The 12,979-nt window shown below is 39.9% G+C and carries 11 protein-coding genes and 2 pseudogenes; 4 read left to right on the top strand and 9 right to left on the bottom strand.

Annotated features, from left to right (window positions below; all coding sequences use genetic code 11):
- Nucleotides 1-199: 199 nt before the first annotated feature.
- From FTV03_RS10860 to FTV03_RS10845, 4 genes are all read right to left on the bottom strand, one after another.
- Complete coding sequence (locus FTV03_RS10860; protein WP_168378597.1) at nt 200-1,357, bottom strand: phospholipase A; 1,158 nt, start codon at nt 1,355-1,357, stop codon at nt 200-202.
- 18 nt (nt 1,358-1,375) lie between these two features.
- On the bottom strand, nt 1,376-4,315 hold the full coding sequence (locus tag FTV03_RS10855) for an insulinase family protein (RefSeq protein ID WP_180041405.1): 2,940 nt from the start codon (nt 4,313-4,315) through the stop codon (nt 1,376-1,378).
- Between the two features lie 141 nt (nt 4,316-4,456).
- Nucleotides 4,457-5,161, bottom strand: a complete 705-nt coding sequence (locus FTV03_RS10850) for a hypothetical protein (RefSeq protein ID WP_257220750.1) — start codon at nt 5,159-5,161, stop codon at nt 4,457-4,459.
- A 237-nt stretch (nt 5,162-5,398) separates the two neighbouring features.
- On the bottom strand, nt 5,399-5,848 hold the full coding sequence (locus tag FTV03_RS10845) for a GNAT family N-acetyltransferase (protein WP_078188654.1): 450 nt from the start codon (nt 5,846-5,848) through the stop codon (nt 5,399-5,401).
- Between the two features lie 277 nt (nt 5,849-6,125).
- Between FTV03_RS10845 and FTV03_RS10840 the strand changes: the two genes are divergently transcribed.
- Genes FTV03_RS10840 through FTV03_RS10830 form a run of 3 tightly spaced genes read left to right on the top strand, consistent with a single transcriptional unit; the run spans nt 6,126 to nt 8,081 of the window.
- Nucleotides 6,126-7,130, top strand: a complete 1,005-nt coding sequence (locus FTV03_RS10840; RefSeq protein ID WP_078188655.1) for an adenosine kinase — start codon at nt 6,126-6,128, stop codon at nt 7,128-7,130.
- Nucleotides 7,130-7,456 (top strand): Rieske (2Fe-2S) protein, encoded by a 327-nt coding sequence (locus tag FTV03_RS10835; protein ID WP_180041404.1) that lies wholly within the window; start codon nt 7,130-7,132, stop codon nt 7,454-7,456. The genes FTV03_RS10840 and FTV03_RS10835 overlap by 1 nt, the downstream gene beginning before the upstream one ends.
- Before the next feature lie 16 nt (nt 7,457-7,472).
- Entirely contained in the window at nt 7,473-8,081 is a 609-nt protein-coding gene (locus tag FTV03_RS10830; RefSeq protein ID WP_180041403.1) for an OB-fold-containig protein, read from the top strand.
- Nucleotides 8,082-8,179: 98 nt separating this feature from the next.
- On the opposite strand, the gene FTV03_RS10825 is transcribed toward FTV03_RS10830, so the two are convergent.
- Nucleotides 8,180-8,806, bottom strand: coding sequence for a YidB family protein (locus tag FTV03_RS10825; protein ID WP_180007819.1), 627 nt, complete (start codon nt 8,804-8,806; stop codon nt 8,180-8,182).
- 111 nt (nt 8,807-8,917) lie between these two features.
- Nucleotides 8,918-9,388, bottom strand: a complete 471-nt coding sequence (locus tag FTV03_RS10820) for a DUF6231 family protein (protein WP_180007820.1) — start codon at nt 9,386-9,388, stop codon at nt 8,918-8,920.
- A 34-nt stretch (nt 9,389-9,422) separates the two neighbouring features.
- Between FTV03_RS10820 and FTV03_RS10815 the strand changes: the two genes are divergently transcribed.
- Entirely contained in the window at nt 9,423-10,292 is an 870-nt protein-coding gene (locus tag FTV03_RS10815) for a DUF2797 domain-containing protein (RefSeq protein ID WP_078189198.1), read from the top strand.
- Nucleotides 10,293-10,370: 78 nt separating this feature from the next.
- Here the strand turns inward: FTV03_RS10815 and FTV03_RS10810 are convergent.
- The 3 genes and pseudogenes from FTV03_RS10810 to FTV03_RS10800 all read right to left on the bottom strand — a co-directional run.
- Nucleotides 10,371-11,288, bottom strand: a pseudogene (locus FTV03_RS10810) (alpha/beta fold hydrolase).
- A 250-nt stretch (nt 11,289-11,538) separates the two neighbouring features.
- The gene (locus FTV03_RS10805; RefSeq protein ID WP_180041402.1) at nt 11,539-12,846 is read right to left on the bottom strand and encodes an Ig-like domain-containing protein; all 1,308 of its coding nucleotides are present in this window, start codon (nt 12,844-12,846) and stop codon (nt 11,539-11,541) included.
- 23 nt (nt 12,847-12,869) lie between these two features.
- Nucleotides 12,870-12,979, bottom strand: a pseudogene (locus tag FTV03_RS10800) (IS701 family transposase); the annotation flags it as partial.

The following is a 12,979-nucleotide window of genomic DNA, read 5'->3' as shown; positions in this document are numbered from 1 at the left end:
CTTTAAGTAAATAGACGCTAGAGAGCGAGTTTTGCGGATGACAATGGTTTTGGGTACTTTTGCCTAAACAAAAGTACCTCCAGCCGAAGGCTAATCCCTTTATTCAATCCCTAGATATAAGACTCCGTCGATTAGACTTAAAAGCATCTTAAAAATGCGAAATTACTTTTACGTCCGTAAATTAATTATTGAGCAATCATTAAAACCAATTCATTAATGACACACCGACACCGACATAGGTTGCCCGATGGTTATAGTCAATCAGGCTTTCACCATAGCCATCAAACAATTGAACTGTGCCACGCAATTTACCATTGATTGGGAAAGTCCAATCAAACTGCACAGCACCATGTGAGTCATCACCACCTTTCAGTGAATGACGTAACATCAAACTAAAGTCATGATCTTTATGACGATAAAACGCTGTTAAATCTCCACGTCCCACATAATCGGTAATATCTGGGTTGTTATCATCTTTGGTATCTTCTTCGAAACGATACCAAGGACGTAACATCAGTGCAAAATTGTCACGTTCAAATCCTAGATTTAACATGACACGGTTCCAACTCCGCGATAAGGGATCAGAACGTCCATTAGACTGATGGTTAAAGGTTAGACCCAACATACGCCAATTCAAACCTAAGAGTTCATAGTTGGTACGAAAAACCAGACTAGCTTCAGGTTCATAGTTGGTTTCACGGAATGGTCGTGATTCGTCTTCGTTGTAGACTTGCCAACGAGAAGACTGGGTATAGCCCAACCAGATATCACCATTATCACCAAATAAGTTTTCAACAGCTTTGGTTTTTAATGACAATTGGAACTTGGCTTCCATCGATTTTAGGTTTTGTTCCTGATCGGCTTGTACCGTGTTATTTTCATTCGGGCTAGATGGACGTTCATTTTTATCCGATGTCCAATATCCCGGCATTAAATACACAGGTTGATAGCCGCGAATATTCCATGTTCCCAATTTACTTTCTGGAGAAAGCTCCCAACGACTATCCAATAATGAAAGATTTGGATTGAGGTTCGGTGCTTCTACAGCAAATAAACGGTCCGTAAACGCATGACTGACTTTTTCTTTGAATGTCAACTTTTCAGTCGGTTCAGGTTTAATTTCTTGTGCGGCTTGACGCTCAGAAACCAACATTTCTTTTTCAGCAGGTTGCACTTTGAACAAAGCGTCATAACACGATAATCGCTCTGCATTTGACCCAAGTGCCACACATGCTTCTGCGGTTGCAGGCTTAGCAGCCACATCCGCATTTTGTGCATTTACAGTACTGACATACATTGAACTGAGCGCAATGAGGCTCAGTTGCAATGTCGTACGCTCAAGAGATTTGAACGCCATAAAAACCCCTTTTTTGTTTTAATTCACTTGTTTTATTTCGAAACCAAGCTCAACCAAAGCATCTCGCTTAGCCACCGGTGCAACCACAGCTTTTGTCGGTTGTTGTTCAACCAAATACGCCACAGCAACACGTTTTAGATCTTCCAAAGTCACATTCAACAGACGTTCACGTAACATTTGACGGAAAGCTGGCGTGCGTTTATGCAATAAAGCATAACAAGCTGTAATGGCTTCACCCGCTGGTGACCCCGGTTTATCCATGCTGGCAATTAGACCCAAAATCGCTTCTTCTAGCTGATGCGGTTGTTGTTCAGCATTCAGTAGCCACTGCACACTTGCGTCAAAATCTTTAAACGTTTCAGCTAAACGTGGGTCACGGTAGCTATAGAAACGGAATGAACATGCATTGCCGTCATAGCTTGCTCCGCCACCATAAGCACCACCTTTTTCACGAATCGCGCTATGCAAGAAGCCATTACGTAGATAAGCCGCCAAAATCATTAAAGGTGCTGCATCTGGATGTGACACTTCCACCGCAGGATATGCTGAAGCGCAGAACTGAACATTGGCTTGAATGAGCCAAGCTTCGTCATTGTTGCTATCTGCAAAATTCACTTGAGTTAAATCATGTGGGTTATCGTCAATCGCCACTTTATCCCAAATGGTTTGAACTTCTTCAACCAATCTGTCTGAATGATGCTCCTCACACACCACCAAGAATTGTTTTGGTGCTTTAAGCAAACGGTTGTGAATTAACTTAAGCTCATCAATCAAGGCATTATAAGCCGTGTCGTCTTGCTCAATTTTGCTGACAAGTTCTGACAGCCAGTTCAGCGCGCCTAGGCCTGTATTATGATAATCACGTAGCGCCAATGCACTATGTTGACGACCTGCAATTTGCATTGCATAACTATGACCAGAACCAGATACACGTGACTGCCAACGTGCTTTACGTTGTTGCAATAACTCTACGATACGATTTTTTTCATCAAAACGTAGCTGTTCAAAAGCCAATTTCAATAAGCGAATGGCTTCAAGATTATTCACCAATGATTTAGTGGTCAACGTTAGCCAAGCACTAATTTGACCTTTATCATCCACTTTTGAACGCAGCGATGCACCCATACCTAAACCGCCACTCACAGCTGTTTGCAACTGTTGTAGCTCTAAGTAGTCGTATTCACCTGCACCAACTTCACCCATCAAAATCGACAAGAGGTTGAAATACGGCGATTGCACCACTTCATCAGGAATCTGAATCAAAACTTGTTGGTAATAAAGACCATTGGTGCCTGCATGGTAAAGATTTAACGGCGTATCCAAGCCATTACTGATAATTTCGCGTAATTGACCTTGTACAATCTGTAATTGTGCAGGAATGTCCTCTAAACCTACTTTAGGCAATAGGTTCAAATCATCTGGGGTATCTTGACGAATGTTCAGTGCTTCAGTCTGCGCAATAATCTCTGCTTTTTGCGCTTCAGTTAAGTTCGCATCAATTTCTTTTAAACGTGCTTTTTCTGCTGCCGCTTCCAACGCATTTTTTTCAGCATCTGGAACCAAAGTTAATTGCACACGATGTTGATTATCAAGCAAGTAGGTTTTGATTAAGTTAGATAACCACATTGGGTCTTTCAACTCTTCCTTCACTTGTTCAATGGCCGTATCCACATCCCAGACATCCACAGGGTCTGAATGGTGAATCGCACTGCTTAAACCATTCAGAATTAAGCTTAGGCCATATGGTGTACCATCACCATTGATTTCACGCTGATGCAATTCAATCTGATGTAAAATCGCTTCAACTAAAGCCGGATCAACAGGCTTAGCCGCAACGTCTTCTAATACTTTAAACACGCCATTTTTAAATTGTTCTGCATGCTCAGGGTTGGAACCTTGAATTGCACAGTAGAACGTCATTTCATAGTTTGAGTCATCTACGCCCATGAATGGACCAGTAGACTGCGCATAACCACAAGTTTCTAAATAATGACGTAATGGTGAAGCAGAATCTTCAAGCAATACACCTTCAACCAAACGCATACCTAAACGTAATTTGATATTACTTGCTTCTGGCAATAACCAAGAAAGTACATGATAGGTTTTGTCTTTGAGGTCTTCAGCATCAACTGCATACGTTTCAGTTACCGTTACAGGCGCAGTTAAACGACGTTCAGGTTTTGAATACAGCGTTTGACCTTTTTCAAATTTTGACAAAGCAAGCGTTTCAAACTGTTCTTGTAAGTTATAAGCAGGCTCATTACCAAAGGTCATGAACACCGCATTACTTGGGTGATAATGTGATTTGTAGAAACTTACTAGCTCTTCATAACTTAAGTCAGGAATGTCTTTCGGATCACCGCCTGAGTTGTAATGATATGTCGTTTCTGGGAATAAATGATGGGCAAGTTGGTGATACAACTGATCTGAAGGTGAACTCATTGCACCTTTCATTTCATTAAATACCACGCCTTTATATACCGCTTCGCCATTTTCTAGCTCAATACGAATCCCTTCTTGCGCAAAATCAAGCGGGTTCAAATTCGCAGCAAAAGCAGCATCCATATAAACTTCTAACAAGTTTTGGAAATCTTTTTTGTTTTGCGTTGCAAATGGATATGCTGTCCAATCCGCTGCGGTAAACGCGTTCATAAATGTATTGAGTGAACGACGAATCATTAAAAAGAATGGGTCACGTACAGGGAACTTTTCTGAGCCACAAAGTGCTGTATGCTCAAGAATATGCGCCTCACCTTTTGAATCCATCGGCTGCGTACGGAAGGCAACTAAAAATACGTTTTCGTCATGGTTTGTGGCTAAGTGATAATGCACTGCGCCAGTCACTTTGTGTTTATATTCAGACACTAAAATGTCTAAAGCTTCAACATGATGTTGACGAATCAACTGAAACGCGGGATGTACAGTTTGAGAAATGGTTTCAGTGACATCTACAGTCATGTGTGCTCCTAATCTATTCATTTAAATTAGGCAAAGTATACCTTAAAAAATCACAACTAGATTCACCGAAACGACATTTCCAACTGTTTTAATCAACTTGAACTTTAATTTTAAAAATCACTTGTTTTCGCACTAAAACATTTAGACTGGTTTTATGGATTGCCTATCATTTCGTGTTGACCAATAGACACAAATCACAATCGCCAACAACAATACAAAAGAAGCCATAAAGCGACTTAGATCCAATCCACCTGAACTGATTGGCTTGTCTAAAAAATCACCGACAACAGCGCCCAATGGACGTGTCAAAACAAAAGTAGCCCAAAATATAAACGTCTTTGAGACCCGACTAAAAAAGTACAACAACGCCATCAATAGAATTAAACCACCAAATAGCCAAATGCCACCGCTATAGCCTAATCCTGCACTATCGGAAGTCCAGTCCCCCAAAGCCGTACCTAATGTTTGAGAAAATGTAATCGTCAACCAATAAAAGATCTGTGTTCGCGGCAAATTCTCTACACTCGGATTAATTGCCCCTTCGACCTGATACCAGCTGAAAAGCGATATGAGCACCAAACTCAGAAATAGCAAACTACCACCCAAGTAGCCAATCCCTAAAGAACGATCTACAGAATCCGCTAAGGTCGTACCGACCGTGATACTGGCAATAATCGTGGCCCAATATAAATAAGATTTATATGCTTTTGACTGTATTTGAAAATATAGCAGACTTATAAATATGCCTGCGAAAATAAAGGTACTGAGTAAATAGCCCAAATTTAAGGACATGGACAATGCATCAACACTGGTTTCACCAAAGATGGTCGCAAAAATTTTGGTCAACCAAAACAGTGCGGTAATCTCAGGGACTTTTTAACGTAGTCTTGTAGCTCATACACTTGCATATGCATCACTCTATGCAGTTATTTTGATGCTTATATCTTCGATAACTAAAATGAATTTTTGCTTAAAACTTTGCTTAAAATAAAGCACTCTTTTTTTGAATTACTAAATGAAAAAAAAGCACCCGATATCGGATGCTTCATTTACAGTATTTAGAGTCTATTTTTGGATTTAAAACTAAACTAGATATTTGAAATAATTATAATTTGGATGACTTTCAACATAGACATAATTCTGCTTTTGATAGAATTTTGCAGCATTTTTAAGTTCTGTATTTAAGCACAGTGCAGAAAAATGCTTTTTCGCACCCTTTTCCAATTCCACCAATAGCTGCTTACCCACGCCATGCTGACGGTACTGCGGATGCACATAGAAACGGCGAACTCGTCCAATCCGTTCTTCTACACCAGTATCACCCCATTGCTGATTTAAACCGCCACAAGCAATTAATTTATCGCCATCATAAGCAAGCAATAATTGCTCACCCGTTTGGTCAAAACGATTTTTACCACTTTGATATTCTTCAATTAAACGGTGTATAAATGTATAGCCTTCATGCTGCGCCAAAGCAGCAATATTTTCGATTTGAGCAGGAAGTTGCTCTGCTGGACGAATCGTAATTTCCATATATTCACACTTTTAATCTGTTATCTATTTATGATGACCAAATCATCTTGATTCAGTCTGAACACCCTATAGCTCTATAAAAGTAAAATTTTTCGATTTGCACAATAGCAAAGCTGATTAAAACGGCAACTAATTCAAAAAAAATGTAAAAATATAATGGATTTGCCCGATTTTTATACACACTTGTCCTTTAATTGAATTTTTTTCAACAAACTACAGCAATCCTGAGCATTCGTGTAAACTTAGCACTTTCATTTTTTTGATGTGAACATACAACATGGCAACTGTTGACCTTTTTGCAATTGGTAATGCACTTATTGACCAAGAATTTAAAGTCTCTGACGAATTCCTAATTCAACACAATCTGCAAAAAGGTACGATGCAACTGACAGATGGCGATACTCAAGCAGCCCTTTATAACAATCTAAAAGCCACTCAAGAATATAAAGGTCAAGCTTCTGGTGGTTCTGCAGCAAATACAACGGTTGCTTTTAGTGCTTTAGGCGGAACTGCATTTTATGGTTGTCGTGTCGGCAATGATGACTTAGGTCAAATTTACCTAAATGGTTTAAACGACGCTGGCATCCAAACTGCAACTCAATCAATCAGTGAAGGTGTAACTGGCACATGTATGGTATTGGTCAGCCCTGATTCTGAACGTACGATGCATACTTACCTCGGTATTACTGCGGAATTGACTGATAGCCAAATTGATTTTGGCAGCTTAAATACTGCGAAATGGTTATATATCGAAGGTTATCTTTCAACATCAGACAGCGCACGTCTTGCGGTAAAACAAGCACGTCAAATCGCCAAAGCCAATGGTGTACAAATTGCATTGACCTTATCTGATCCAGCAATGGTGCAATATGCACGTCAAGGTCTAGATGAGCTACTCGATGATGGCGTGGACTTATTGTTCTGTAATGAACAAGAAGCGCTGATGTACACAGAAACAGATCATTTAGATGCTGCGCTTGCTAAATTGCAATCACTAAGCAAACACATTGTAATTACATTAAGTGCCAAAGGCGCCTTAATCCATAATGAAGCAGCAACATTTACCGTGCCAGGTCGTAAAGTTACCGCAGTAGATACCAATGGTGCTGGTGATGCATTTGCTGGTGCTTTCCTGTATGCACTCAATGCAGGTCATGACTATCAAACGGCTGCTGAACTTGCCATCTTGATTTCAAGTGAAGTTGTGGCTCAGTTTGGTCCACGCCTAGCAGTTGAAGACTATGCTCAGCTTTTACAATCATTTCAAAAGGAATGTGCTTAATGTTTAAAATTTGCATGACTGATGATGTACCTGAACGTGAAGCACGATCATTCGAAACGCCTGATGGCGAAACGATTTTTATCACCCAACGCGACGGCATGTTTTACGCTTATCAAAATAACTGCCCACACTTGCACGTAGAACTTGAGTTTCTAGAAAATCAGTTTCTAGATCGTGACCAAGAATTTATTGAGTGCTCAACACATGGCGCCCTGTTTATGGTCGAATCTGGGGAATGTATTTCTGGTCCATGCCAAGGTCAAGCCCTTGAAAAAGTGAACATTAACGTGCATTCTGATGGTGGAATCTACCTCACAGAAGAATAAACACTGGAATACAACCATGTCCGCATTTTTAACAGACTATAACTTAATACCCTTTCATTTAAGTTTATTGGCCGTACTGTTATTGGGCATGGTTGAAACCATTGGCTACTATATCAATATTAGTCCTAGCCAAGTTTTAAAAAGAATTGCCCCTCAGCGCATACAAGAGTTGGCATTATTGAATGTCAAATTTTCCAAGTCTCTGATTTTGTTCTTTTTACTGATGAATTTTAGCTTTGCAGGCTATGTACTTCAGTTTTGCATCCATGCCAAAGAAGGTCAATTCGTTCCCGCTTATTATTTAATTTTACCTGCGTTGATTATTGCCATATTCTTTACGGTATTTATGATTCATTGTTTGGATCAGGTTATCCCGCCCAAATATAAAAAACAAACGGTTAATTTACTCGGTCGTCTAGCCACCATTTCAAGTGGAAATGCCCGTCCCGGCTTTTCAGCTCAAGCGCGGGTGCGTGATGAGTTTGGTCAACTACATTATGTGCAAGTTGAGCCAGAATTTGGTGAGTTAGAGTTTCAGTCGAAAATCATTTTGATTCGTCAAAAAAAATCACACTATATTGGCAAAAAAATCAGTATGTCGAACCGTTTATTTAATCCATCCTAGTGACAATCTAAGCGTCACATTGTTATCATTTTTCAAATCATAAAAAAGCCAGTGTTCACTGGCTTGTATTCAATCAAATACCTAAATCGATATTTTGATTAACGCTTCAGGAAACCTGAGACCAAATTCATCACTTGTTGAATATCAGCATTCGCTTCTTGCTGATTGGTTTGTCCAGCTTGTGGCGTCAATGAGTCAATAATTTGCGGCAATACCGTTGAAATCGCACTATACACATCTTGTTTCTGAGTTTGAGTTTCTTGTGCAACTTGTTCCACTTCGGCATCATCAAATAAATTTTGTACTTGTTGATTATTCACAGCAGCATTATCGCCTGGACCTGTAGATACCCAATCATCAACCTGACTGCTCAACCCTTGTCCACGTAATTTATCCAAAGCACCTTGTAGGCCCCCTTGTTTTTGAATCCAAGCCAGCACCAGAGGTAACACTGCAACTAAAATTGTTGAAGCATTACCACCACTACTACGTTGCTGCTGTTGCGCTGCACCCCCCAGTTGGCCCAACACAGAGCCAAGAATTCCACCCAAACCACCCGCTTGGTTTTGAGCATTGTTTTGGGTATTTTGAGTGCCTGCATTTGCGCCCAATTGACCCAACACCGAACCTAAAATACCGCCCAAGCCACCTTGTTGATTTTGATTGTTTGCATCACCAAGAGCCTGCTTTGCTAAGATCTCAACAATATTATTTAAATTTGTCATTTTATTTTTCCCAGTGAAACCTAGTAAACTTAATTACAGCATACGTGGGAAAACACAGTTTTATCATAAATGTTTGTTAATTTTTGCAATTTCTCGCAGGCTAAGTATTTGTTACCAACGGAATTTATCCCAGTTTTCAGGATTTGCCCAAAATTTAGAGTTAAACCAATCTGGAATGTGTTTATAAGTCAAAATATTAAACTGCCATAAAGCAAAATCACTTTCATGCGTGGTTTTATCAATGAGCTGAGTAAAGCCTAAAGCACGTAATAATTGTTCATCGTGTAATTTACTCACCACCACGATGCGTTTGGCAAATAGGTCACGTAATTTTACCAACATCTGCGTTTTCTGCTGCTGATCCAAACTCAACATCGTTTCAGTATCAAGAATCACAAATCCAAGGTCAAAACGCTGGGTAAAAGGCAGATTTAAAAACTCAGTTACGTTAAAATGTTGCCATTGAATTGGATGAAATTGATTGTATTGTTCAAGATCCTGACCAATACAGATTGCGGTTGAAATGGACTGCTCTTTTGACAAATCGTCTAGCATAGAAGTGATGACATTTTGTTCAGCCATTGACCGCATCCTTAATAATGAAGTGAGTATTCGTATGGAACTACAAGGCATTTGCCATAAAATGCATGCAGGTCTTAAAGACCTTAGTGTAACTGATCAACATACACACAAGGCAAATGTTGAGTATAAATTTATTCTAGATCGCTCAGAAGTTGATCTACCGTTTAGCCTTGGTCAAGAAATTGAAATCGAAGCCACTGGAAATATCTACTGCATTTCTTGCGGCGCAAAAACACCTAAATCGTATTCACAAGGTCATTGCTTCAAATGCATGAAGACTAAGGCTTCTTGTGATATGTGCATCATGAAGCCTGAAACCTGTCATTATCATCTCGGGACTTGCCGTGAAGATGATTTTGCCCATGAAGTTTGCTTTCAACCGCATATTGTCTATTTAGCCAATTCAAGTGCCTTAAAAGTCGGGATTACCCGATTGGGTCAAATGCCTACACGTTGGCTAGACCAAGGTGCGACGCAAGCTTTGCCTATTATGAAAGTTGGTTCACGTCGTTTATCTGGTCAGCTTGAAGTCATGTTTGGTACGCAAGTGGCCGATAAAACCGATTGGCGTAAATTGCTCAAAGGTGAAGCAGAACCGATCAACCTGATCGAAATTCGCGACCAATTAGTGGAAGAATTCGCACCAAAAATTCAGACCATTCGTGAAGAATTTAGCCAAAATTTAGAGTTTAATGAAACCGTTGAACTGCTAGAAGATGAGTTGCCACGCCAATTTATCTACCCGGTAGATGAATATCCTGAAAAAATCAAATCGCATAATTTGGACAAAACACCGATTATTCGAGGAAAATTACAAGGGATTAAAGGTCAGTATCTGATTTTGGATACCGGTGTGATTAATATTCGAAAATACACTGGCTATGAAATTAAAGTACGTACTTAAATCGACTCAAAGTATCTAATTAAGTTTAAAAAAGCGAGATATTTCTCGCTTTTTTTTCACCCACTTTACCGATTTGATTCATTGAACAGTTGAAAGAAACTTTAAATATGGCAACGCCATTAACTGCTCCGCTTCTAAGATAGGCATATGACCAATATGGTCTAAAATCAGAGGCTTTTCGGCTTTTTTAAATAAGCTTCTCAGTTCTTCTGCCACTTCAACATTGATAATCTGATCTTGCTTCCCCCCAGATAATAAACACAGGTGCATCAATGCCTCGTGCAGCCAAAGCAAAGGACTCTGGCGTATACAAGGTCGCCATTTTTTGCAGTTGTTCCACCATTTTATTGGTATGTTTAGACTGAACTATCATCAACTTTTCTTGCCCAATTTTTAATTCTTGTGGAATAAAAGGCGGAGATTGCATCACGATCTTCATCACGCGATCAAAATCACCGGTTTTTCTGACCACTAGCTCTGCAAGCTTTGCCGTATCTTTTAAATATACTGTATTGCTCGACTTAAAGACACCAGCCGAATCCACCAACAATAAAGATTTCACTTCTAAGGGATACTGAGCGCTATAGAGCATGGCAATTGCACCACCCATCGAATGCCCTGCGATATGTAAATTTGGATCTAACTTTGCAGCATCAATAAATCGTCGTAATTTTTCAGTTAAATTTGGAATTGATAGATCAAATTGATCTGTGACAATAGTGCTCCATGTGCTGGCAGATCTTGAATAATGACATGATAATTGGGCGTTAAATAACGGGCAACGCGGTTCCAATTATCACGCGTGCCTGACAAACCATGTAGCAATAACAGCGTCGGTTTTCGTGGATCTCCTCCTTCACTATATGTCCACTCGATTTCATTATTTTTGACTTTTTTACTACTCAAGCCCGCCCAAGCTCTTTCCTGCTCTAAAACTTTTTGAAAGTTTAGTTCTGCAGCTTGAATACTACTGGCAACGCAAATCGTTAGTAGCATCTGTATCATGTGTTTAAAATAATGATCCATCCATCGCAATAACGGGTTCTTTAAACGTTTACATTGAGGCATATACAGAGATATCATCCGCTTAATCCTTTGTTGTGATGAGTTATTTTTTTCATATTATTTTTTGAGAACACCAATCTACGATGCTAGAGTCAATATTTCATATGCCAAATCTTTTAAATAAAAATTATATCTGTCAATTTAAACCAAAAAAAACCAGCTCGGAAGCTGGTTCATATTTCTAAGCAAGCCAATCAGACGGTGTCAGTGGAGCTTCAATGAGTAAGCTTGGATATTCAAGCGCAGGAAGTATAGCGGGCGGATTTGAAACATCGCTGCCCAATGCGATCAAATCCTGTTCATCGGTGTGCAATACAATTGGGACTTCATTCGCATCCTGTAAAAGCGTATCTAGATTGATCACAGATTGAATCGGCTCAATTTGACTGTCATTTTGGTTTTCAGTTTGTTCATCACTCAGTTCATCACTTACCAGTAAAATCTCTGTAAGTTCAGCTGATGATTCAGGTTGTGCAAGTATCAGTTTAGCTATTGAGATTTCAGGCGATTGAACACCACGACTGTCTTCCGCCACGATTGTTGCAAAACCGCCATTTTGAATCGGGTTATCCATCGACCAGAAACCACTTTCATTGGCATACGTCACGTACTCTTGACCATTGGCTGTCACAATGATTTTAGCCTGTTGAAATACATTACCTTCGAGTTTTTCACTATTTAGCGTCACTTCTGGCGCTGGCAGTACATAGCTTGGATTTTCAGGCGGGGTCTGAATAAATGGAAATGCCAAGCCAATCGCAGGAGATTGCTGACCAAATTGATCTTCCACAACAATCATCAACGTGCCACCATTTGCCACTGGATTTTCTATTGACCAATCACCATTTTCATCGACCTGAATACGATAGACCGCTTGATCCGACTCAATCACAACTGTCGTATTTGGTGCGGCAGTACCTGATATCACCGCGCCAGACTCTAAAATCGTAACAGCTTGCGGTAAAATGATTTGCGCTGTATGCAACGCCTCAGAACGATTACCGTCCTGATCAATTGCCACAACACTTATTGCACCTGTGGTCGTTAAAGGATTGAGCATCGACCAATCGCCATTTTCATCAGCAACTGTTATAAACTCTTGCTCACCATAGGTCACAACTACCGTATTTCCTGCTTCAGCTTTACCTATCAAGTATTCACCTTTTTCAAGAATTTCTGGCATCTTCGGTAGTACAATTGGCTCTGCAATTGGAGCAATCATTATTGCCTCTGAGCGTAAGCCATGATGATTTGCCGCATAAATTGTGACAACTCCGCCCTCTTTAAGTGGATTTTCAATCTGCCAATGTCCTTGTTTATCCACTTTGACCCGTGTAAAAGTTTCACCGACCGAAATGATCACCCATGTTTTTGGCTCTGCCGTGCCAGTTAAAAGGTCATTTAGTCCTGTCACTTCTGGTGTTGAGGGAATATGCTGATGCTGTGATTTCCCCTGAATCAACAACTGCTTTATTTCAACTTGTCCCAAAATATTTTAGGACTTACGCACTATTATTTAAAGATTCTCTGTGGTAGCAGATGATTTTTATCGAGAATAAAGTCATCAATGAAGCTTTTGATAATTGGTCTAAATAATTTCTTCTGCCAACGATATACATTTT

The sequence above is a fragment of the Acinetobacter sp. YH12218 genome (genome assembly GCF_013417925.1).
GTDB lineage: Bacteria > Pseudomonadota > Gammaproteobacteria > Pseudomonadales > Moraxellaceae > Acinetobacter > Acinetobacter amyesii.
Note: the sequence above shows the minus strand (reverse complement) of the source record. Positions and strands in the feature narration are given on the sequence as shown.

Excerpts from the sequence above, each read along its gene's own strand:
- FTV03_RS10860 (WP_168378597.1), bottom strand. The coding sequence starts at position 1,357 with ATGGCGTTCAAATCTCTTGAGCGTACGACATTGCAACTGAGCCTCATT.
- FTV03_RS10815 (WP_078189198.1), top strand. The coding sequence starts at position 9,423 with ATGGAACTACAAGGCATTTGCCATAAAATGCATGCAGGTCTTAAAGAC.
- FTV03_RS10830 (WP_180041403.1), top strand. The coding sequence starts at position 7,473 with ATGTCCGCATTTTTAACAGACTATAACTTAATACCCTTTCATTTAAGT.
- FTV03_RS10835 (WP_180041404.1), top strand. The coding sequence starts at position 7,130 with ATGTTTAAAATTTGCATGACTGATGATGTACCTGAACGTGAAGCACGA.
- FTV03_RS10840 (WP_078188655.1), top strand. The coding sequence starts at position 6,126 with ATGGCAACTGTTGACCTTTTTGCAATTGGTAATGCACTTATTGACCAA.
- FTV03_RS10820 (WP_180007820.1), bottom strand. The coding sequence starts at position 9,388 with ATGGCTGAACAAAATGTCATCACTTCTATGCTAGACGATTTGTCAAAA.
- FTV03_RS10855 (WP_180041405.1), bottom strand. The coding sequence starts at position 4,315 with ATGACTGTAGATGTCACTGAAACCATTTCTCAAACTGTACATCCCGCG.
- FTV03_RS10845 (WP_078188654.1), bottom strand. The coding sequence starts at position 5,848 with ATGGAAATTACGATTCGTCCAGCAGAGCAACTTCCTGCTCAAATCGAA.
- FTV03_RS10825 (WP_180007819.1), bottom strand. The coding sequence starts at position 8,806 with ATGACAAATTTAAATAATATTGTTGAGATCTTAGCAAAGCAGGCTCTT.